Raw genomic sequence first — 20,176 nt, forward strand, 5'->3', positions numbered from 1 at the left:
CCTTGGTTCAGTCTCATCACCCCATCCTTCGGGGATCAAGCAAGCCGCCAGCTCGCTTTTGGTTAAGCAACTCTTGGCGAACAGCGCTGGAGATAGCGCGACCTAAGTCTTGGCCTTGACCAGCCGTTGAGGTTGTTCCACCCTCGGCAACATTGACCGAGATGTTGAAGACGTCCCCACCACTCGAACCACCTTGGCGCATGGTCACGGGAATCGAGCGGCCATCAGGTAAAGGCACATAGGCCTCATTCATGGAGCCCTCACCAAACACAGCTAATTGAGGGGACGAGGCAACCCCGCCGCCTGCATAGGTGCGCAATGGCAAAGGGCCAGCTGAAGTCATCACGCCACCATTGGCAAATCCAAACATCCCACCCAAGGCATTTGCCATTGGCAAGGTGATGGAGCGTTGAATCTGAATTCGAATCAAGTCCGAAATGATCGACGTTGCAAGGGTTCGGAAATCAAGCTTTCCTGTCATCACGAAGTTGGTCAACGCATCGGTCATTCCATGGAAGGCTCTGGTGGTAACCGCCTCCATTTGCTTACCCACTTGTTCGGTCTCTTCGCCGAGGGTCCGCAACGCTTTAGAAAACCCAGCACCGGGGTCTGCTAGTTCAAACGCTCGCTGACCCAAGAGCTGCGCACCATCAGCGGCCTGCCTTGCTGCTTCCTCGATTCGCTTGAAGGAGTCAGCCAACTTGTCGTTGCCTGGTGCAGCCTCTACCAGCTCCCTTGCCTTTGCGGAAAATTCAGCCAATTCCTCAGCACTGGACTTGCGTGCAGCCGAGAGGCGTTTGAGCGACTCCACCTCGCTGATGGCACCACTATCTTTGAGAACCTTGATCTGCTCCTCGGTGGCTCGCAGTTGGTTTTGACCTCTGGCGACTTGCTCTTGGATGTCCTTGATCGTCTCGCCGGGCAATTTGATCTCGCGCTCCAGATTGGACTGTTGCGCATCACGTTCGAGTTTTTCACGACGCAGCGTGATTTCAGACAGCTTTTCTTGAAGCTTGAGTTTGTCTTGGGTGGTTTTAGCAACCGTTGCAAGACCGCGTTTGAGAATGGCTTCCTCTTGCCCATACAGGTCACCCAGCTTTTGCGTGAAGTCTTCCTGCGCGTTTAGCCTTGCCTCACTCGCTTCCTTGTAGCTGATGTAGCCTTGACTCTCATACAGATCAATGATCTTCTGACGGTCTTTGAGAATGCCGCTCTCAACGTCTGTGAGACCTTGAAGCTTTTTGATGTCGCTCTCAATTTGAGCCATTGCTCCTGCAGTGAGTGCCCCTGTCGCTGAGTTGTAGTTCAGCTTCGGTTTGGCTGCACCGCCTGCAGCATCGGATTCCCCTTTGTTTATGGCATCAAATCGAGACTTGACCGCATCGGAGAGCAGCGGCATCTTCCACAGGTCAACATAGTTCTGGTTGGCCTTTTCAACAATCGCGTTTCGCTTCTCAAGTGCAGCTTTGAGCGTGGCTTGGTTCTCTTCTGAGAACGGGTTAAGTCCCTTGCCACCAGCAATGAAAGTCCCAAGCAGTTCCATATCTGCCCAGACAGCTTCAAAACTGCCGATCACAGACTTGACCATTTGGATCAGCCCACGCATCGCATCAATCACGATCGCCAATCCAACGGCAGCATCTTGCGCCCACTCTTTCAGTGTGCCGTCATCGCGCAAACGAACCATGGCCTCAGCCGAGTTGTGCGTGCCAAGAACTACTTCTTTGAGTTGCCCCACCAGCTCTTCCATGGCAGGTAAGGCCGCAGTCACGATGGTCTGAGCCACAAAGTTGTGCTCTGCCTTCATACGCCCCAGGGCTTTGGATGCTTGTTCAGCGGATTCAATCTCCGCTTGAGTCATTCGGATGTTGAGATCCTGATTTGCAGCCAAGTCTTTAAGGAACGGCAGCAGCGTCGCCCCTGACTTGCCGAACAACTCAAGCGCGATGGCCGTTTTGCCTGCACCGTCTTCAAAGTCCGAGAGCTTCAAGGCGATGTCATTCATCACCTCCGCAGGATCGCGAAGATTTCCCCCAGAGTCCTTAGCCTTGATGCCAAGGTAAGCCAGCGCTTGGCTTGCACCCTTGGTTTCATCATCAACACCGGCCAGACCCTTGGAGAGTTTGGTCAGTCCAACGCTGATTTGCTCCATGGCCACACCAGAAATGGTGGCCACAGGGGCAAAACCAGACAAAGCGACTGCACTCGCACCCGTTTGCTCGGCGAAGTCTTGCAACGCCGCCACGGTCTCAAGCGTGTGAGCAATCAATTCCTTGAGTGCGCCAACAGACTCAACCCCGATCGCAATGGCAAAGGTGGTTTTGGCCACTTCGGCCACACGTTCCAACGAAGATCGCATGCCATCGGCGTGCTTTTCAAGAAGTCGGGCACTCTTGCCCAAATCTTCCCGAAACTCTGCCGTTTCAGCTGCAAGTTTGACAACTAAGGAGCCAATATCAGCCATTGTTCTTCTTCACCTTGTGAGCAAACATGGCCTTGAACCTCGCCACATTGAGACTGACGTCTTGCGTAGTCGCTTGTTTTTCCATGAACGGCATGAAGTCTTCAGGCCTAAAGGGGCTTGCGTCCTTGGCCCTGTGCGCATTGGCAAAGGTGGATGCCACCACGCCCGACCTGTAATCAGCGCGGTAGTCGCCAAAGGGCTCAAGTTGGTAAAAGGCCAACCATTCCGAAAACTCATCAGAGCCCATCCGAGCCAGCATCTCGCGCACGGGAATTCCAAGTGCCAGTGCCAAGCGAAATGCAAAGCGTCGTGTCGGATGGGTTTTTAGGCGTTTTTTGCTTGTTCGACCTGCTCAGCACCAATGCCGTTCAGACGCTGAGCGACCGCAAACACCCGATCAAGTGCCTTGGCGCTTTTGGCACCCAAGGCAGCAACGTCTGCGTCACCAAAGAGGCGACTGCCCGATTCATCGCACACGGCCAAAGAGACCAAGCGAGCACGGACGTTTTCCAGTCGGCCTTCTTTGCCAATCAGGCTGGCTTCAAACGCATCGCGATCTGTTCCCGTCATGGTGCGCACCTGCACCTCACCACCCCACTCGGGGACTTTGACTGTTTCTTTGGGTAAGTCGTCACATTGCAAAATTTGTTCACGCGTCAACATGTGTTTCTTCCTCTCAAGCTTCGGTAATTTCGCCATCAATCTCAATCGTCACAGACGCTTGCACCACAGCATCCACACCACCTTGAACGCTGAAGGTTGTGACATAGCCGTAGAAGGTCCAAATCGCTGGCACGGTGTCCGTGAACGTCAACTTGAACTGACGGCGCACACGATTGGCGCGATCACTTCGCAGACCTTGATGGATCGTATCGTCGGGGTTGTAGTGCATGGTCAAAGTCAACTGACCTTCATCACGCAAGCCCACGCGCTTTTCTTTAGACGCCGAGGCCAGGTTGGTGACATCGATCACGGCGGCTTGACCGCCAGGACCTTGAAACGACACCACGTTGGGGATCACTTCAAAGGTGGTTGTGCCAAATCGGGAAATCGTGATTCCCTGTGCGGTAATTGCTGTGCTGCTCATGTGTAGCTCCACGTTTAGGGTGGACTGACCTGTCGAAAATAGGTGTAGTCCACGCTCACCCGGTACAGCCGGGCCTGTTCTTCAAAATCGGATAGCCCCATGCGTACATCGACGACGGTGCTTTTGTCGACCAACAACATCTCAAGAATCTCGTCGTGCAGACTCAATGCCTCTTGATACGTTCTGGCATAGGTATCGACCTGCATGCGTATGCGTTGCAAGCCTTGCGGCCCATCGAGACCAAAGATGTGCTCTTGCACGATGGGCGTGTAAACAATGGCTGGGTACTGAGCGTCTTGTGCTGCAACTAGCGCATAGACCTCGCCAGCCGCCAATGTTTTGATGGCGTCGTAGAAGTCCTGCATGGCTATTTCCTGTTCAACGCTTTGGCTTCAAGTTCAATGCGATCGCTGAGTCGATCCTTCATCGCTTGAACTGCTTCACGCCGCTTGGCTTCAAGAGCAGGTCTCAGAAATGGCCTTGCTCGCATCTTTCGAGTGCCAAACTCAATGAAGCGCCAGTACCAAGCGTCTTGCGAGAGGTTCCCTTTTTTGCCTTGCTTGCGGTACTTCTTGCCGTGACGCACAGTTACGAAGAAGGTTTGCCTTGTGAGGCTTGAAAGCTCGGGGATGTGCTTCATGATCACCGAGCGCTTCAACGTGCCTGGCGGAGGTTGGTTTGGACCCAGCGACTCGGCAGCCTTTGGTGCACGCATCCTCGCTTCATCTCGAATGACCTTCGCACCTGCATAGACGCAGACGCGCAGTCCATTCTTCGCTACCCGATCAGGCAACTCGCGAAGCGCCTTGGCCAACTCTGCCAAGCCTTCAATCTTGACAATTTCATGCTTAGCCATCGTCAAGCCCTTCGGACACCAGCAAGATGAGTTGAGCTCGCTTCTCGTCTTCATTCAAAGCTGAGTGAATGTTGAAGATGCGGGACCTGTAGAGCACTCGCATCTGTGCGACTTGCTGTGGGTTGTCAAATACAGGCTGATACCGAACCGTGATCTGATGCGTCAATTCAGCAGAGATTCGGTTGGCAATCACAGCCTCTTTGCCTGAGAGGGGTTGAATGTCCGCCCACACCGTCGCCACGTCCAGCCAAGTCCGACAAGGAGCGCCTAGGCTGTCTTTGATGGTGCTCGGACGTTGCACCTTGATGCGTCGCGAGAGCATGCCTGCGCTGATGGGATTCATATGAATGAGACCTTGAATGGGTCGAGTAAGCCGTCAACAAATGGCAAAGATTCAATTCGCCCACGTGAGAGTGCAGCGACTTCTTCTCGGTGCGCATAAAGGCTGCCAACTCTTAACTTGATCCAGCTTTTGATGCCCTCGGGCACCGCATCGGCGTTGCCGTATCCAACATCAAAGGTGACCGATACCGAGCCAATTTGCGGCAATGAGATGGGCCAAATTTGTCCGAATACAGGCGTGATCCGAGCAGGTTCACAGGCTGTATCGACCGTGTAGTTGCTCGAGGGCATGGTCTGCATGACGCCAGCCATGTCGAGGTAGTTGATAGACACCACGTTCAGAACGGGTGACTTTTGAATCAAGATGGCATGCCCAGGCAATGTGAAAGACTGCCCCGCTGGAACCCCCATGAGGCTCGGACCGGGAAAGCTATCCATGACCAACTTCCAACGCGCCGTGATGAACTGCCTGTTGGTGATGGTCTCTGCTGCTTGTCTGGCAGCAGATATCAAAGCCTGAATCAACCCATCGTCATCATCGAAATCCACCCGCAGGTGGAGCTTGGCCTCTTCAAGAGAAACTGGCTCCCCTGCGGGAGAGGTGATCAATTGCATGGGCATGCCCTTGGTCTCCCCTCAGACTCAGATAACCTGAGCCACTGCAGCCTGGTTGCTTGCGTCACCCGGTGCGAATCGAGGATTAAACCCAAGCAACTGCGCTGAAGTCAGACTGGCTGCGACAGCCACAGTTACAGAGAGACGGACATAGCTGAACCCGTTGTTCACATCCAGCTCTTCGGGGCGCAAGTTGATCAAGGCTTGCTTGCTGTCCCCCGTGGCCTTGACGATCTGGGTGATGGCTTTACCAGCCACATCCTTAGCCCCTGTGCCTGAGGCGTCGGTAGCTTGCTGGAGCTTCGCGTCCAACGTGGCACCCGTGCCCAGGACACCGCTTTGAATCAAAGCCAGCAGGTTGTGGTGATTGCCAGCTGAAATCCAGCCGGTAGTGACAGTACCCGCCGCTTGACTGGCGGGATCGATGGTGGCCAGAACTGAAATCAGTTCGCTGCCTTTTGCATTGGGAAACATTAAATTTTTCCTTTAGGTAATGGCCACGATCAACGTGCGCCCAATTGAACAAAGGGCGACATCGTTGCGCTGCCCTTGGCAGGCGAAATGGGTGCCGCGATCTTGGATTGACCGTCCATGCGGAAGGTCGTACGGAAGGCCGTCAGATCAGCATCGAAGTACAGATGCATGGAAGTGGCCGTTTGCAAACCACCCGCTTTGGTGATGGTCTGGTAGTAAGACAAGTCCGCCAACAACACATCGCCTGCGCCGGAGAAACTGTTCGCGTGTTGCGAGACAAACACCGGACGACCGAGCAAGGTGCCGTAGGGAGAGACTTGGATGCCACCGACGTTCAAGCCCATGGGCAGGTAGATCGGGTAGTTGCCCAAGGTGAGTGTGAACAGCGCTGGCAACACATCGTTGTTGACGATCCAGACCGCCTTCGCAAATGACGCTGGGGGCAGGCGAGAAATCATCTTGGCCAAGTTCTGAGCCAACAGCGTTTGTGTCGCCTGACCTGTTTCCTTGGCCACCGTCACCGTGGTGGCATTGCTCATACAGCCCACAGGAACGCCTGTGCCCGAGCCAAAGAGAATGGACTCATTAGTCTTCCAGCGGATGGAAGTGGCGATCTTGTCGGGCAAGTAGGTGGACAACGCATTGGTGTCGTCCAACAGCTCATCCGTCACAGGCACCAGGGCCATCAGCTTTTTGAGGCGCAAGGTGGACAGGCCCAACACCGGCTTGGTGTTCACCGCAGGGGTGGCTTCACCTTGCCAGTAGGCACGGATGCCGTTGCTACCCCATGGCGTGGTTTCATCCTTGGGGAAGGCCATGGTGTTGCCCGTGATCTCCACGTTGTCGGTCAGCGGCAGGAGCGAGTCCTCGCCCAGCGACAACTGGAAGATCTCTTGTGCGAACTGAGGTGGCACCAAGAAACCGCCATCTTGAGCGGAGCCTTCGCTACCAAAGTTCGTTGGTGCAGCGGCACCACGGGTTGAGCCAATCAGCAGTCGCTCATCAAGAGAGCTGCCATGCTTTTGGGCTTGACAGACGGTCTTGAGAAACTCGCCAACGCTTTTGAAGCCGTGTTTTGGGTCAGAGGCTGCGTTATCGACAACCGTGATCACCGAGGCAGTGGGCAGTTGGGCCGTGTGGGCCATCTGCGCCTCCTCAGCAATCAAGGCAGCCTCGCGATCGATGGCACTCGAAGTTGCTTCGATCTTGGCTTTCAGGGCTTCAAAAGCACTGACCTCTTCTTCGTTCATGTCACGCTGCTCAGCGGCAGCGATATCGGTCAGGGCACGTGCGTCCTTGACCAGGGATGCTTTGCGAGCTTGAAGCTCGCGCAAATGTTTACTCATTGGTTTTTCTCCAGAAATGAAAAAACCGCCTGGTCGAAATGACTCAAGGCGGCGACAGGGATTACGACCAACGGGTCGAAGTAATGCGCACCCCTCTAAGGAGAGGTGCAAAAAATGAAAGTGGTTAGATCAGCGCAAGTGCGTCACGCGCTTGCTTCAGGCGTGACTGGCTATGTGGCCTACTGGATCGGAAGTTCGCTTGCATCTTGGCCAAGACATCATCAAAGGTGGCGATGCCATCGACCATGTTTTGAGCCAATGCGGCATCAGCTCCTAACACTCGACCTTCGCCCATTCCGGTTTTGACATCGTTGATGGACACACCGCGACCAATCGCTACTGCTTCCACGAAGGCGTTGTAGTAGTCATCGACTCGCGACTGCATGAAAGCCTGCGCCTGCTCATCGAGCGGAACGTACGGATTTCCCTCCACCTTGAACTTGCCTGCGGAGATGAGCGTTGGTTTGACCCCATCCTCTTCGAGTGCTTTTGAATAATCGAAGTGGGCTTGCCACACACCAATAGAGCCAACTTCACCACCTGGGGTGACATAGAACTCACTGGCCGAGCAACCAATCCAGTAAGCAGCCGATGCGGCCAGACTGTTGGCCACGGCAATTACAGGCTTTTGGGCACGTGCTTTGGTGATTTCACTTGCCAACTCACTCACACCGTAGACACTTCCACCAGGACTGTCGATGTCGATCAGGATCTGACCGACCGTGTCATCAGCCAGCATTTGGCGCAAGACGGAGGTGAACTGCTGGGTGCTCGAACTACCAGGACCTGAAATGTCATCGACCATGTTGCCGCGTTGGGTCACCACCCCATACAGGGGAAGCACCGCAATGCCAGAGCCTGTGCTGGCCGCTGCCATCTGTTTGCGTGAGTCGCGAAGCACACGATCAGTATTGACCTGAAACATCGTCTCATCGCTGGGCGGCTCACCCGCAGACCAACGGGTCAAGATGCCAGACATGGCTTGCAAGCGCTCGGGCATCAGTGCCCAAGGCGTGGTCAAGAATTCAGAGAGAAGGAGTTGTTTGTTCATTGGTTCATTCCAAGTTGAATAAGTGAAGCCGACAGCGCGTCTTCTTGAAGCGGGAGGACTTGTTGCTGCGCCCATGTACTCACATGAGTGGCATCGAGCCCAAAGGCTTGTGAGATCAATCCGATTTCGTTGGTGCCAATCGCGCCCTTTTTGGCAATGCGCCGCGCCAGACGATTGGCGTTTGATGCCACCAGCATCCGAAAACGCAGGCTCATGTCCTGCTCAGCCGGAGGTGTGGCGTCCTCAGAAGGTTCGGTATCGTTGGCCTCGTTTTCTTGCTCGGCCTCTTCGGCATCCTCTTCTTCCACCATGTTCAGTGGGCGCAGCGGCTGATCGAGTCCTTGCAATGGGTTGAGGTTTTCAGCGATGCGAGCTTCGTTTCGGGTCAACCAGCCGTTTTGGATACCGCTTTGGTAATAAGCCGATCGGCTGGCTGCATCCCCTCGCATGAGGTTCGCAAAGTCAAACTCCACCTCCAACCGATCCCCTTCGAGCATCAAGTCTGACTCAATCGAAGCTTCCCAGCGTTCAGCCCACGGTGTCATGGTGTGCATGACGAACTCAAGGCTTTGCTGTTCAATGTTCGAGAAAGTCGCCCGATCTAAATCAGCAATCATGTGCGGTGGCACACGAAACATTCGAGCGATATCAGTTATTTGGAACTTGCGTAGTTCCAAGAACTGAGCGTCCTTGTTCGTGACACCTACCTCGTGGAACTTCATGCCGTTTTCGAGCACCAGCACCTTGCCCCGGTTAGAACCAGCTTGTGCCGACTGATACGAATCCCGAAAGACCCGTTTTGCTTCTGCATCCTTAAAGGTGCCCGGAAACTCAATCCAGCCGCCTGTAGGCTTGGCATCGTTGGTGAAGAATCGTGCGCCATAGTCCTGAGCGGCGAGAGCCATTCCAAGACTCTCACGCGCCAGTTCTATCGGGCTCATCCCCATCAACCCATCAGAAGACAAGCCCCTAAGGTGCCAAATCTGACCGCGAGGGAATACCGTTTCGTCCCCGCTTTGCATTCGCACACGGTAACGGAAGTCCCCGCTATCCATAACCTCCATTCGCACACGATCCGGATGGATGGGCATCAGCTCAGTGATTTCACCTTTGGGGTTAGAGATGATTTGGCAGAAGGCATTCCCTCGCAAAGACAAATGCCCTTGCAGCATCTCGCGCCACTCAAAAGGGTTTTGGAACCGATTTGGTTTTCGAGCCAAAAGTCCGTAGAGCCAATGATCCGTGACCCGATCCTTGCAGCCGTCCTTGCGCTGGCGATAGACAACCACCGGAAGTGAGGCCATCGTCTCCGACAGAATTCGTACGCAGGCGTAAACAGCCGAAAGCCTAAGCGCACCATCGGGCGAGACACGCATGCCCGAGGTGCTACGTGCAGCAACTGGCTCAAAGAAGAAGTCCCCCCATGGAGAACGGTCCCCGCCTGAAGCTCTGAATCGATCAAAAAATGTGAACATTCCCATGGCTTCAGAGCACCATCAACTCATAGTCAGAACCAAGCACCACCGATTCACCGGGTTTGATGGCACGTGAAAGCGCCATGATCAGCGCCACGATTCCGTCTATCTTGTTTTCTGCTCGCTCCTTGCGTGGATAGATGTTGTCTTTGACGTCCAAGTGCGCCACCACGTTGCTGGCCATCCAGCCTAGAACAGGGTCGCCGTCGTGAACGAGCTTCTTTTGCAAGACCAGGGCTTCCAAGGTCTTCATGGGTTCGCTGAAGTTCAAGACCGTTGGTCGAACCTCAATCATTGGCAACCCTTCCGACAACATCCTTGTGGATAACTGCGTAGCTTGAAATGGATCGAATGCCACTGCTTGAATTTCATAGCGCGTGGCCATGTCCAACAAGTCCGCTTCGATCCAACCAAAATCAATCACGTTGCCGGGAGTAACGATCAATCGTCCAGAGTGCATCCAACCGGAGTACTGGCTATTCACCGCAGCATTGACTGTGTCCTCTGGCAGGTAGTACTTACCAAAGGTCACAAATGCGTCCGAGATCTCCGGATGATTGAACACAGCCACCAGTGCAGCAATGTCTGTCTTGCTGGCCAGGTCAAGCCCAATCCAGCAAGGTTGCCCTTCGAACTGTTCAATGAACATTCCTGGCTCTGAGCAGGCATCCCATGCCCGCATATCCATCCAAGCAGTGTCTGCGTTGACCCACTCGTTGAGGTGCTTGGTCTTGAAGTTGTTGACCGCACTTGGTAACTGCATCGCCTTGGCTTGCAGCGGTCCGAGCACCTCCGATCGAACTGAAATGCCCCAGTTGGGATTGGCCTTGATGAGTGACTCTTCGGTTGTCCAGTCATCACCGTCGTCCAGTCCATAGATGATCCCGAATTGGGTGTCATCCTCAAACACTTCATCGAGCAGCTTGGTCACAAATGAGCGGACCTCGTAACAGATGCCTGCACGATTACTACCAGCCGTGGTGATGACCCACAGCAGGGAGTTATCCCGTTTACCGGTACCGGTTTCAACAACGTCATAAACCGTGCGAGTTTTGTGCGCGTGCAACTCATCCACACAACCGAAGTGAATGTTCAGACCATCGAGCGTGGAGCCCTCAGCAGACAGCGCTTCAAACTTCGAGCCCGAGGCCATCACGTTCATGTTGTGCGCACCGACATTCACCGAGAAACGATTACGAAATCCCGGACTACGACGCGCCATGGTTTGTGCGTCCCCGAAAACGATACGTGCTTGATCACGTGTGGTGGCCAGTGAGTAAACCTCTGCACCACCTTCGCCATCAGCCGCCAGCATGTACAGCCCTACAGCGGAGGACAAAGTTGATTTGGCGTTTCCACGTGGAACCTCGATATACGAACGACGAAACCTTCTCGTCCCATCAGCCTTCACCCAACCAAACACTGTCGCGAGGATGAATACTTGCCATGGCTCCAAAGCGATGGGCTCACCTGCAAGTGGACCTTTGACATGCGGTAACCGTTCAATGAACGCACACAGGTTGTCTGCTGGGTAGTAGCTTTTCCCGCTTTTGCTTGTCAGCTTTGGATTGAATTGGTATGGACTGGACTTGCCCTTGAACTTCTTCAAATCATTGAGTTGTCTTTTGCAAGCTGCCTTCACCCACTTGCACGCAAGAATCTCTCCGGCCACGACTCTCTCTGCGTACATCTTGGCAATGTCCGCATAACTGTCTTGTGCCATTGAAGTTATCCCGCGATATCAGCCCACGGATCCAAATCGTCATCTGCTGCCTCCATCGGCAATGTGACTCTGGAACGAGATGCAGGCGTGAACCCCATCTCAGTAGCTGCTTTAGTCATGATCTGTGCCTGCTTATTGGCAATCGCTAAATATGGCGACTGCATCGGCACACCTGTGTTTGGGGCTTTTACAAGTAACCCTGTTTTTGCAATGCCCGCTTGAGCCTTTCGATAAAGGTCTGCGGCACATGCCCAAACCTCAAGCACCGACATGTCCAACTTCTTGAGCAAATTGGGCGGTGCGCACTCAAGCGCATATCTCCAAGCTGTCTTTGCCCCATCGGGCATGTAATCAGGTGGTTCAACCAAGTCGCCAGTTGGCTTTGGTTCGCGCAAATTTGTGCGGCACTTTTGAAGCGTGCCTTTAATTTGCTTAACTTTGGTGGGTAGCGGTTTTCGACCAGCCATAAATATCCATCTCTGGGGGAACCCCCCCTAGTTCAATTTGCACGCGCAAAAATTTGAGCTGGCGCGCGCATCTTTGGCCGCCGTCCTTAGAGATTTAGACCCCCTATCCCCTCGGGTGGCGTCGGGCAGTCTCATGTGCTGTCTTTCGGTTGTGACATGAGATGCACAGCGCCTGAAGATTGCTTGGGTCAAATCGCTCCCCTCCGTCTTTGATTGGAAGGATGTGATCAGCGACGACCGCTGGTGTTTCGTTTCCTAATTTGGCGCAACCCTCACACAAGGGGTGCATCCGAAGGAAGCCCGCACGCAGGAGCCGCCAACTCTTCGATTGGTAAAAGCCCAGCTCGGTATCAAAACTACGTCTAGCCCGACCGTATTCACGGTGAGTAGCAGCGCGGTGCAAATCGCAGTAGCCGGGCTTGGCCAAGACAGCCATACAACCCGGGTATCTGCAAGGGGTTGGCGCACTTCTTGGCATATCAATCAACTTTCAAGAATTAAGCGACACATCTCGTAATTAACTTGGCTTCACCTCGATTCAGAGCGTCAATGCTTTACATCGCAACGCACACAGGAGAACGCAATGACCACCGAAGCAAACAACACCTTCACCATCGACGAGCTTGGATTCATCCAGCTCGCACTGAACAAGGTCCTGGCAGCAGTCGCCAACGGGGAGCTAGACCTCAACGCGCTGGCCTGCAAAGAACTCGCCAACCGGGGGCTGGACAAGCAAGGCCACTGGGTGGGCTTTGCAAAAGCCGAACAGATTCACAACGCATGAAAGGTAACGCCATGAGCAAAACCAAACAACAACAAGTCATCGAGCAGATTGCTCTTGAGCATCTGTTCATCGAAACGCTGAAAACCCAGCACCGTGACCGCTTGGACTTTCATGACGTATCAGTCTGGGCAGTCAAGAGCGCGCTTGAAGCCGCCTACGCCGCAGGGATCGAAGCAGCCAAAAACACATCAACAACATCGAAAGGAAAGAAATGAAACTCTCAGACACCCAGCGCAATCTGCTCAAAGCAGCGGCCAAGCATCCTCAAAAACTGCTGGCTGACTTCCCAGTCAACCTCAAAGGTGGCGCACTCATCAAAGTGCTCACGGCCTTAGGTAACGCAGAGCTGATTGCACCGCACAGTAAAACACCCGAGGGCACCACGCTGTTTGCTATCACCACCGCAGGCTTACAGTCCATCGGCACTGAGCCAGCAGTTCCAACCAAGCAACGGGACGGGACCAAACAAGCCGCGCTGATTGCTTTGCTCAAGCGACCGGAAGGTGCCACGTTGTCTCAGATGGTCGAGGCCACTCAATGGCAAGTGCATACCGTCAGGGGAGCCATGGCGGGCGCACTAAAGAAAAAGCTGGGCCTTGAGATCACTTCAGAGAAACAGACCGGCACAGACCGCGTTTACCGCATCACCACCACTACCGTTTGAGGACCATATGAACCCCATCACCATCACAATTGAATCCAAGCCCATCACCATCAAATTTGATGGCCGGGAATTGCAGGTTCAAAAACTCAGCATTCCGCTGCCCTTTGGCCGAAAGCCCACGGACATCTCCGACATTGCGTCTTGCGGTGTCGAGGCCGTCTACGTGACCGAGATCCGAGAAATGGACCCTGAAGAATTCGATGGCTTTAAATTGAATTTGAGCAAGTCTCGCGACTGGCTCAAAGGCAAGGGAGGCGATTACTGGGATGGCAGGTTGTGCGTGATGGTGCGCGCTCCGGGACGTCCAAACCTGTTCATCGATCCGTCTGGTGGCGACAGCCCGCGTTATGTTGCCCGGCTGGGCTAAGCACTATGAAAAAAATATTTCTGAACTTCAAGTAGGGCTTTTGTTCCAAAGTTCCTGATGCGAAGAAGTGCTTGGGGGCCAGCCTGTTGAACTGCTTCAGGAGTATTCATGCCGTTATCTCGTAGCAACCTTGCAGTTCTGTCTGAAACTTTTTCAAACGGGTTAGTGCTATTAGCCTTTGCAATAGCAAGTTCCCAACGCTGGATTCGATTAATTGCATTTTCGCGCGTCATATCAAACGCACGTGCAATCGTTGAAAAGTCGCTGCCGCATTGGTACATGGCATACATCTTCTCGTCCCGTTTTTTAATGGCGAGCTTTCTGGCGGCGATGCTTTGTAGCAGGTCGTTTTCCATCGCTCTCATTATGAGGGCTGAACGACGGCGTCACCAAGTGTGACTTCTGCAGATTGTTCGCTGGGCACACGCTCTGCTTTTTTACCTGTGTAATCCTCCCAACGTTTGACAATCACATCCACGAACTTGGGATCGAGTTCCATCAATCGGGCCTGACGGTTGTTTTTCTCACAAGCGATCAGCGTGGTGCCAGAGCCACCGAACAGATCCAACACAATGTCCCGTGTTTTAGATGAGTTCTTGATGGCCCGCTCGACCAGCTCGACTGGCTTCATCGTGGGGTGCAAGTCATTGACCCGGGGCTTGTTGTAATTCCAGATATCCGACTGATCCCGGTCACCACACCAAAAGTGATCAGAGCCTTGCTTCCAGCCATACAGGATGGGTTCGTACTGACGTTGGTAGTCGGCTCTCCCCAATGTGAAAGTGTTCTTGGCCCAGATGATGAAGGTGGACCACTTACCACCTGCATCAAGCCAAGCTTTTTGGAGAGTGTGCAGTTCCGAAGAGCTCATGGCAACGTAGCATCCGCCCTTAGTGACCAACAGCAGGTTCACGCAGGCGTCGTACAGAAATTGGTAGAACCCTTCACCCAGCGCATCGTTCAGGATGCGCCTGTCTTTGCCCCGCATCTTGTCCTTGGCATTGTTGCCATAGTCCACGTTGTAGGGTGGGTCGGTAAAAGCCATGTCTGCCAATTGACCGTCCATGAGGCGCTCAACATCCGTTAGAACCGTTGAGTCCCCGCAGAGGAGGCGGTGGTTGCCGAGAATCCACAGATCCCCAGGTCTGGATACTGGATCTACTGGTGCTTCTGGGATTGCATCATCTTCGGTCAAACCACCGCCTGCGTCATCTCCATTGAGCAAGCGTTCAATTTCTTCATCTCCAAACCCGAGCAAGTCCAAGTCAAAGTCAACACCTTGAAGCTCTTGCAATTCGAGCTTGAGCAACTCCTCGTCCCAGCCAGAGTTGAGTGCAATTCGGTTGTCGGCCAGGATGTAGGCCTTCTTCTGCTCGGGAGTTAGGTGGCCCAATTCAATGACGGGCACCTCGGTCAATTCAAGCTTTCGAGCTGCAGCCAAACGACCGTGGCCAGCGATCACACCTTTGTCACCGTCAGTCAGGATTGGATTGGTCCAACCGAACTCACGAATGCTGGCAGCGATCTGGGCGATTTGTTCTTCACTGTGGGTGCGGGCGTTTCGCGCATACGGGATGAGCGAATCCACCGGGACCATTTGGATCTCGGGTTTCATAGGGAATTTGGGGGGAAGTTTGGAGAGGAGTTCCCGAGTTATCGCGGGAATCAAAAGCGCGTGGTCTTGCTGACCGTATCCAGAATGTAGATGAATTCCGGACTAAATGCGACACCCTTTGGAGAGCGCGATCTCGCCAAAAACCGACAGACCCCGACATTCATATTCGAGGCCCGTCTATTTCACTTTTTCTCCGTGTTTAGGTAGAGCGATATCAGATGCATGGCAGCATCACACCGCCTTTGTGCAGTTCGAGAACAGCAAGCAAATCGCTTCGCAATTTCAGACCATCGATGCCGCTCAGCCCTCATCCAAAGAAGGTGGCGTTGCTCAACGTCTAGCCAGTGCATCCACCGCATTGCCTCAAGCATTTGATCCACATCCTTTGGAGAAGGGGGGATGCGAAAGGGCTTCTGTTCCTCAACGGTAACCTTTTCGCCATCTGTCCTGATGATGACGGGCCAGCGACTGACATACCCGGCAACTCGAACTGGAGGCAAGCGATGCGCGGTGCGTGCAGCTTGTCGCAGTTCGTTATCCACATCATCGATAGTCCAAATCTTCTGTTCCACTCTCATGATCACGGCCTCCCTTTGCCATACAAGCGATTTCCAATTCGTCGAATGAACTCTCGCTCGATGAAATCAAGTCGGTCGTCTTCATCTGAAATCACAAGAATGTGTTGTTCTAGCCATCCCGATTTTTTGATTGCATCCAGATTGATTGGTGTGGGCTGTGCTTTCCCCAATGGGCATTGATAGGGACGATTTGGAATCTTCATTTACCCACCTCCATTGAGGATTCATTCATTGCTTTTGCCAGGTAAGCCAGTGCAATGGCATCTGCTTCGTTGTCGTCATCTGGGTTGTGTCCCTTGGCGCGAATCGCTTCGATCATTTCCTCCTTGCTTGCGTTACCACGACCTGTGGCGTGCTTCTTGATCGTTCCAACTGGAATGCCCTGGTACGGGATTTGGTGGTGCTCACACCAAGCTGTCAGTTGTCCCATGAACCCACCGTATGCATGCGCTGCATCCACGCCTGCATGCCTGCGAACCTCTTCGAAAACAACCAGTTCGATGGACGGGGTGCATTGCTTCATTTCGGTCAGCCAGCGCTTGAAGCGCAGAAAGCGCATGCCACCACCTTCGAAGCGTTGCGGTTTGAAGGACTGGGTTCCACTTGTGACTGAGCCACTGGCTGCAATCAAGGCCCAACCTGTCTGTGTGCCCAGATCGAGCGCGAATACATGATTAATCGACACTTTTATCTCCATTTCTTTTATGAGTGACCAAAAGTGACCTGATTTCCATTAACTGCTCACGTGTGCGCACGCGCACGTATAGAGAGATTTAGAAAGGAGAGTCACTTTCGGTCACAGACCTTGTCAGTCATCTCGGTAGGGCATGTAGCCCATCTCTTTGGGCTTGAGCGACAAACCCATGAGCGCTTTTGTTCCCCCGCTTAGACGGGTTCGAGAAAAGCCCCTGTTGATCAGTTGCTGAGAAAGCCAGCGACTTGTTCCGTAGTACTCCCCGCGTCTTTCGGCTCGCTCTCGCCATCGGATGTAAATTGCCGAAATCGTTTCGCGTGACGTGGCAGAGAGGGTGCATTCCTCGTCCAGAAATTCACCAATCGAGTCTTCTTCTTCGAAATACTCGTCAGTGGCATCTAGAACATCCTTGGGAGGTTCGAGCTTCCCGAGGCGTTGCCATTGCAGACATCCCTCAAGTGCCCATGCCATGATTCCATCGCGCTCGGCAAGGAGCTTTTGCTGCAAGTTCTTGTCACGCCTTTCGGGCGGAATGGTTACCGTGAACGGAATCAAGTGCAGCCTGCGCTTCATCGCTTCATCGATGTTGCGGATTGCTGGTTTGTGATTTCCTGCGCAAAAGAGCTTGAACTGCGGAAAGAACTCGAAGAAATCCTTTCGCATAAAGCGAGCGGAAATCTTGTCGCCACCAGTCAGGCTTTTGATCTTTGACTCAGCCCAACGTCGACCCTGCTCCGTTTCACCTGCAGACACATATCGAGCGCCCCTGAGTCCTGCCATGTCTGTTGGGTGGCGATCGGTGCGACTTTCCATGAACGTATCCATGGGTGCATTGGCTGCATAGTCGCCCATGATCGTGGCGAGGGTGTTGGTGAAGACTGACTTTCCGTTGGCTCCAGTTCCATACAGGAAGAAGATCGCATGCTCTTGCGTGGATCCGGTAAGCGCGTAGCCCGCCATCCTCTGCAAGTAGGACTGCAAGTCTTTATTGCCACCAGTCACCTCGTTCAGAAATTGCTTCCAGACGGGGCAATCTCCAGACGGACTGGCTGTAGTGATCTTGGTCATTCGATCCAGGCGGTCGTGTGGACGTTTGCCACCAGACTTCAGGTCAACAACTCCCTCGGGGGTGTTGATCAACCAAATGTCTGCATCCCACTCTTCTGCAGTCGCTGCGTGACGACGATCCGAACGAGCAAGTCGTTCCAGACCAGCAACTGTTCCGCTGCTTGCCAACCGTGCAGACAGTCGATGAGAGTCGGCCTTCAGAGCTGCCTCTCGGCAGATCTGTCGCATCAATTGGTTGGCTGCAAGCGTTTCCTCAACTTGCCAACGCTTGCCCGTCCAAAAGACCCACTTGCCCCAGGTTGCGACATAGCGCCAGTCTTGCCCGTAACGGGTCGAGAAGGTCAGCGCCAAAGCATCCTCGGTCGCCCAAACCGACTGTTCGGTTATTTCATCAACCACGGGTTCGACATCGGTGATTGCTGCCTGAAGTTGCAACCGCTCCCCATGAGCCAGGAATTCATGGATGTCAAAGCCCTGTGCCAACGCATCTGCCGCATCCCATCCGTCAGGCTCACCATGGGGGTGTTCGGGAGTGGGTTCAGTCGGGGGAATGAGTACGGCGCATGATGTCGCACCCACTGCCATGACCGCCTCAGATGCGTGCATGGCGTACTCCCAGCCTGGTTTATCTCGGTCTGGCCAGATCAAGACGTTCTTGCCAGTCAAAGGGCTCCAGTCCGTTTTATTCACAGGAGCATTTGCACCATGCATGGCTGTAGTGGCGCACACGCCCAAGTCGATCAAAGTTTGGGCGCACTTTTCCCCTTCGACCAAGACAACGGTGTCAGAGGTTGCAATGCCAGGCTGATTGAACAGCGGACGAGGATCGGGAGGGGCGAGCTTTCTACGCTTTGCATCCCAAGGTCTGAATTCCTTGCGACCAGGCTCGGGGTCATAGCGGTAGACACATGCAATGAGCGTTCCGTCTGCGCAAAAGTAATCCCACTTGGCTGTGGCAGGGCCAAGGTCATCGATCATGACGTTGGACTTCTTTCGCGCAGGTCGCTGAGCCATGGGACGACCAAGTAGCTCTCGAGCTGCATTTAGCACTTCACCGAAGTCCACCTGAGAAGACAGACCAGAGTTCGCCGCGATCAGATCAAAGACGTCACCGCCATGGCCAGTGGCTCTGTCAATCCAAAGACCTGCACGCTCACCATCGATTTCAACTTCTAGACTGCGCCCAGGGCTACCCAAGATATCCCCGACCACGAATTTCCCATGAACAACCTTGCCAGCAGGCATGATCGAAAACAGAACAGACTCGATGCGTGCGATCAATTCATTCCGAATTGCATCGCGATCTGAATCATGAGGGGGTGAAGGCGCTCCTGTTTCATCATTATTGAAATCAAGCATGTGCACCTCCATTCAGCCCCATGAACTCCATGGGTAAAAAGCCACCTTTGACAGCAATTTCACGAACGAAATGCGCAGAGATACCAACACGTTCAGACCAAAGTCCTAGACGGTCGTCTTTGAAAAACTTGCAAGCCTCTCGGCGAAGATGTTCGGACGGAGCGTTGAGGTCGATGAATCCTTGCTTTATGACGGCCACGATCAGTCGCGACTCAGGCGAGACGAAATCCACATGTCGCATCAGCAGTCTTTCAACCAACGAAGCGGTAATCAGCGGCTTTGCACGTGTGAGAGTGCATGCCTTCTTGTTTGAGGATGCTTTTGCTGCATTTCCTTTCATTGAGAAGCCCCCATCGAGATTTCCTGTGGACCGTTCCAGCAACGATTGCTCCATGAGCAGGATCGGCACTCAAAGAAGGTCTGTTGGCTTGCGATGCGCGGAAGTAGTTCGCCAGCGTTTGTTGCCTGAAGCACCTTTACAGCCCGATCAGACATACGTTGAGCCAAGGCTGCATTGAAAGGAACAAGCTCACACCAGACCTCTTGGGTGTCCTTGTTGACCGCAGTGAACAAAGCTGGATTGGAGGAGATGCCAGGCACGCTTGGCTCCATGTAGGCTTGGTAGACAGCCATTTGCGCGGCATAAACAGGCTTGGATGCCTCAACTCCCTTCTTGGCGGTTTCCTTCCAGTTTTTGTCGTTCATCGTCTTGCACTCCCAAAGCATGGGAAATGCCAGTTCGAGCTCAGTGGGGGCTCCAGCAAGAATGCCGTCCACGTGGCCTTTGATCTTTCCGCCCGCGACAGAGAATCCAAATTGGTGCCCATCTTGCTTGCGGGTGTAGAGATCAAATCCTGCTGCTCGCAGCCAATTGATGACAAGGTCTTCGAGTGCGTGCCCGACATCAAAAACGCGCAGGATTCGACCAGGAAAATCTCCATCCTCGTCCTTGGGCGTATTGGTGAATTCGAATTGAAGAGCGCGCTCACATGAAACCCCAAGACGTGATGCGCCAAGGTAAGAGCGCTTGGGTTGTTTGCCTCGTTCACGTTGAATGGATGCATCAAGTAATGCAGTCACGAGTTCGTGAAACTTGGGTTGATGGTTCAGGTCAATCATTTGTTGTTATTCCTTTGTTGTGTTGAAG

The 20,176-nt window shown here is 53.6% G+C and carries 27 protein-coding genes; 4 read left to right on the top strand and 23 right to left on the bottom strand.

What is annotated here, in order from left to right; genetic code table 11:
* Positions 1-16 precede the first annotated feature (16 nt).
* The 15 genes from ACZ5SR_RS02950 to ACZ5SR_RS03020 form a co-directional block, all read right to left on the bottom strand.
* Complete coding sequence (locus ACZ5SR_RS02950) at positions 17-2,464, bottom strand: phage tail tape measure C-terminal domain-containing protein (protein WP_464450086.1); 2,448 nt, start codon at positions 2,462-2,464, stop codon at positions 17-19.
* Entirely contained in the window at positions 2,457-2,756 is a 300-nt protein-coding gene (locus ACZ5SR_RS02955) for a phage tail assembly protein T (RefSeq protein WP_464450087.1), read from the bottom strand. Before ACZ5SR_RS02955 ends, ACZ5SR_RS02950 begins: the two co-directional genes overlap by 8 nt.
* Positions 2,757-2,788: 32 nt before the next feature.
* Positions 2,789-3,127 carry a hypothetical protein gene (locus tag ACZ5SR_RS02960; RefSeq protein WP_464450088.1) on the bottom strand — a complete coding sequence of 113 codons (339 nt, stop codon included), beginning with the start codon at positions 3,125-3,127 and terminating at the stop codon, positions 2,789-2,791.
* 13 nt (positions 3,128-3,140) lie between these two features.
* A complete protein-coding gene (locus ACZ5SR_RS02965) occupies positions 3,141-3,551 on the bottom strand; it encodes a phage tail tube protein (protein ID WP_464450089.1) in 411 nt (136 codons plus the stop codon).
* Between the two features lie 14 nt (positions 3,552-3,565).
* Positions 3,566-3,916, bottom strand: a complete 351-nt coding sequence (gene gp17 / locus ACZ5SR_RS02970) for a tail completion protein gp17 (protein WP_464450090.1) — start codon at positions 3,914-3,916, stop codon at positions 3,566-3,568.
* A 2-nt stretch (positions 3,917-3,918) separates the two neighbouring features.
* Positions 3,919-4,407, bottom strand: a complete 489-nt coding sequence (locus ACZ5SR_RS02975) for an HK97-gp10 family putative phage morphogenesis protein (RefSeq protein ID WP_464450091.1) — start codon at positions 4,405-4,407, stop codon at positions 3,919-3,921.
* A complete protein-coding gene (locus ACZ5SR_RS02980) occupies positions 4,400-4,750 on the bottom strand; it encodes a phage head closure protein (RefSeq protein ID WP_464450092.1) in 351 nt (116 codons plus the stop codon). Before ACZ5SR_RS02980 ends, ACZ5SR_RS02975 begins: the two co-directional genes overlap by 8 nt.
* Positions 4,747-5,364 (bottom strand): head-tail connector protein, encoded by a 618-nt coding sequence (locus ACZ5SR_RS02985; RefSeq protein WP_464450093.1) that lies wholly within the window; start codon positions 5,362-5,364, stop codon positions 4,747-4,749. Before ACZ5SR_RS02985 ends, ACZ5SR_RS02980 begins: the two co-directional genes overlap by 4 nt.
* 27 nt (positions 5,365-5,391) lie before the next feature.
* Complete coding sequence (locus ACZ5SR_RS02990; protein WP_464450094.1) at positions 5,392-5,838, bottom strand: hypothetical protein; 447 nt, start codon at positions 5,836-5,838, stop codon at positions 5,392-5,394.
* Positions 5,839-5,867: 29 nt separating this feature from the next.
* Positions 5,868-7,184 (bottom strand): phage major capsid protein, encoded by a 1,317-nt coding sequence (locus tag ACZ5SR_RS02995; RefSeq protein WP_464450095.1) that lies wholly within the window; start codon positions 7,182-7,184, stop codon positions 5,868-5,870.
* Between the two features lie 124 nt (positions 7,185-7,308).
* A complete protein-coding gene (locus ACZ5SR_RS03000) occupies positions 7,309-8,235 on the bottom strand; it encodes a S49 family peptidase (RefSeq protein WP_464450096.1) in 927 nt (308 codons plus the stop codon).
* Entirely contained in the window at positions 8,232-9,710 is a 1,479-nt protein-coding gene (locus ACZ5SR_RS03005; RefSeq protein WP_464450097.1) for a phage portal protein, read from the bottom strand. Before ACZ5SR_RS03005 ends, ACZ5SR_RS03000 begins: the two co-directional genes overlap by 4 nt.
* A 10-nt stretch (positions 9,711-9,720) precedes the next feature.
* Entirely contained in the window at positions 9,721-11,433 is a 1,713-nt protein-coding gene (locus ACZ5SR_RS03010; RefSeq protein WP_464450098.1) for a terminase large subunit, read from the bottom strand.
* A gap of 5 nt (positions 11,434-11,438) precedes the next feature.
* Positions 11,439-11,900 (bottom strand): phage terminase small subunit P27 family, encoded by a 462-nt coding sequence (locus ACZ5SR_RS03015; protein ID WP_464450099.1) that lies wholly within the window; start codon positions 11,898-11,900, stop codon positions 11,439-11,441.
* 103 nt (positions 11,901-12,003) lie between these two features.
* Positions 12,004-12,378, bottom strand: a complete 375-nt coding sequence (locus ACZ5SR_RS03020; RefSeq protein WP_464451006.1) for an HNH endonuclease — start codon at positions 12,376-12,378, stop codon at positions 12,004-12,006.
* Between the two features lie 105 nt (positions 12,379-12,483).
* On the opposite strand from ACZ5SR_RS03020, the gene ACZ5SR_RS03025 reads away from it, so the two are divergent.
* From ACZ5SR_RS03025 to ACZ5SR_RS03040, 4 genes are read left to right on the top strand one after another with little or no spacing between them, the layout of a single operon-like run.
* Positions 12,484-12,684 carry a hypothetical protein gene (locus tag ACZ5SR_RS03025; protein ID WP_464450100.1) on the top strand — a complete coding sequence of 67 codons (201 nt, stop codon included), beginning with the start codon at positions 12,484-12,486 and terminating at the stop codon, positions 12,682-12,684.
* 11 nt (positions 12,685-12,695) lie between these two features.
* Positions 12,696-12,899 carry a DUF6900 domain-containing protein gene (locus ACZ5SR_RS03030; RefSeq protein WP_464450101.1) on the top strand — a complete coding sequence of 68 codons (204 nt, stop codon included), beginning with the start codon at positions 12,696-12,698 and terminating at the stop codon, positions 12,897-12,899.
* Positions 12,896-13,348 carry a DUF3489 domain-containing protein gene (locus tag ACZ5SR_RS03035; protein WP_464450102.1) on the top strand — a complete coding sequence of 151 codons (453 nt, stop codon included), beginning with the start codon at positions 12,896-12,898 and terminating at the stop codon, positions 13,346-13,348. Before ACZ5SR_RS03030 ends, ACZ5SR_RS03035 begins: the two co-directional genes overlap by 4 nt.
* Positions 13,349-13,355: 7 nt before the next feature.
* Positions 13,356-13,715, top strand: a complete 360-nt coding sequence (locus ACZ5SR_RS03040; RefSeq protein ID WP_464450103.1) for a hypothetical protein — start codon at positions 13,356-13,358, stop codon at positions 13,713-13,715.
* On the opposite strand, the gene ACZ5SR_RS03045 is transcribed toward ACZ5SR_RS03040, so the two are convergent.
* The 8 genes from ACZ5SR_RS03045 to ACZ5SR_RS03080 form a co-directional block, all read right to left on the bottom strand.
* Entirely contained in the window at positions 13,712-14,071 is a 360-nt protein-coding gene (locus ACZ5SR_RS03045) for a hypothetical protein (RefSeq protein WP_464450104.1), read from the bottom strand. The genes ACZ5SR_RS03040 and ACZ5SR_RS03045 overlap by 4 nt on opposite strands.
* An 8-nt stretch (positions 14,072-14,079) precedes the next feature.
* Positions 14,080-15,330: a site-specific DNA-methyltransferase gene (locus tag ACZ5SR_RS03050; RefSeq protein ID WP_464450105.1), complete on the bottom strand. Its 1,251-nt coding sequence runs from the start codon at positions 15,328-15,330 to the stop codon at positions 14,080-14,082.
* Positions 15,331-15,512: 182 nt separating this feature from the next.
* Positions 15,513-15,908 carry a DUF6362 family protein gene (locus tag ACZ5SR_RS03055; RefSeq protein WP_464450106.1) on the bottom strand — a complete coding sequence of 132 codons (396 nt, stop codon included), beginning with the start codon at positions 15,906-15,908 and terminating at the stop codon, positions 15,513-15,515.
* Between the two features lie 2 nt (positions 15,909-15,910).
* Complete coding sequence (locus ACZ5SR_RS03060) at positions 15,911-16,111, bottom strand: hypothetical protein (protein ID WP_464450107.1); 201 nt, start codon at positions 16,109-16,111, stop codon at positions 15,911-15,913.
* Positions 16,108-16,605, bottom strand: coding sequence for a crossover junction endodeoxyribonuclease RuvC (locus ACZ5SR_RS03065; protein ID WP_464450108.1), 498 nt, complete (start codon positions 16,603-16,605; stop codon positions 16,108-16,110). Before ACZ5SR_RS03065 ends, ACZ5SR_RS03060 begins: the two co-directional genes overlap by 4 nt.
* 111 nt (positions 16,606-16,716) lie before the next feature.
* Positions 16,717-19,029, bottom strand: a complete 2,313-nt coding sequence (locus tag ACZ5SR_RS03070; protein ID WP_464450109.1) for a phage/plasmid primase, P4 family — start codon at positions 19,027-19,029, stop codon at positions 16,717-16,719.
* Complete coding sequence (locus ACZ5SR_RS03075) at positions 19,022-19,423, bottom strand: hypothetical protein (protein ID WP_464450110.1); 402 nt, start codon at positions 19,421-19,423, stop codon at positions 19,022-19,024. Before ACZ5SR_RS03075 ends, ACZ5SR_RS03070 begins: the two co-directional genes overlap by 8 nt.
* Positions 19,366-20,148 (bottom strand): hypothetical protein, encoded by a 783-nt coding sequence (locus ACZ5SR_RS03080; RefSeq protein WP_464450111.1) that lies wholly within the window; start codon positions 20,146-20,148, stop codon positions 19,366-19,368. Before ACZ5SR_RS03080 ends, ACZ5SR_RS03075 begins: the two co-directional genes overlap by 58 nt.
* Positions 20,149-20,176 lie beyond the last annotated feature (28 nt).

The sequence above is a fragment of the Limnohabitans sp. TEGF002 genome (genome assembly GCF_055395845.1).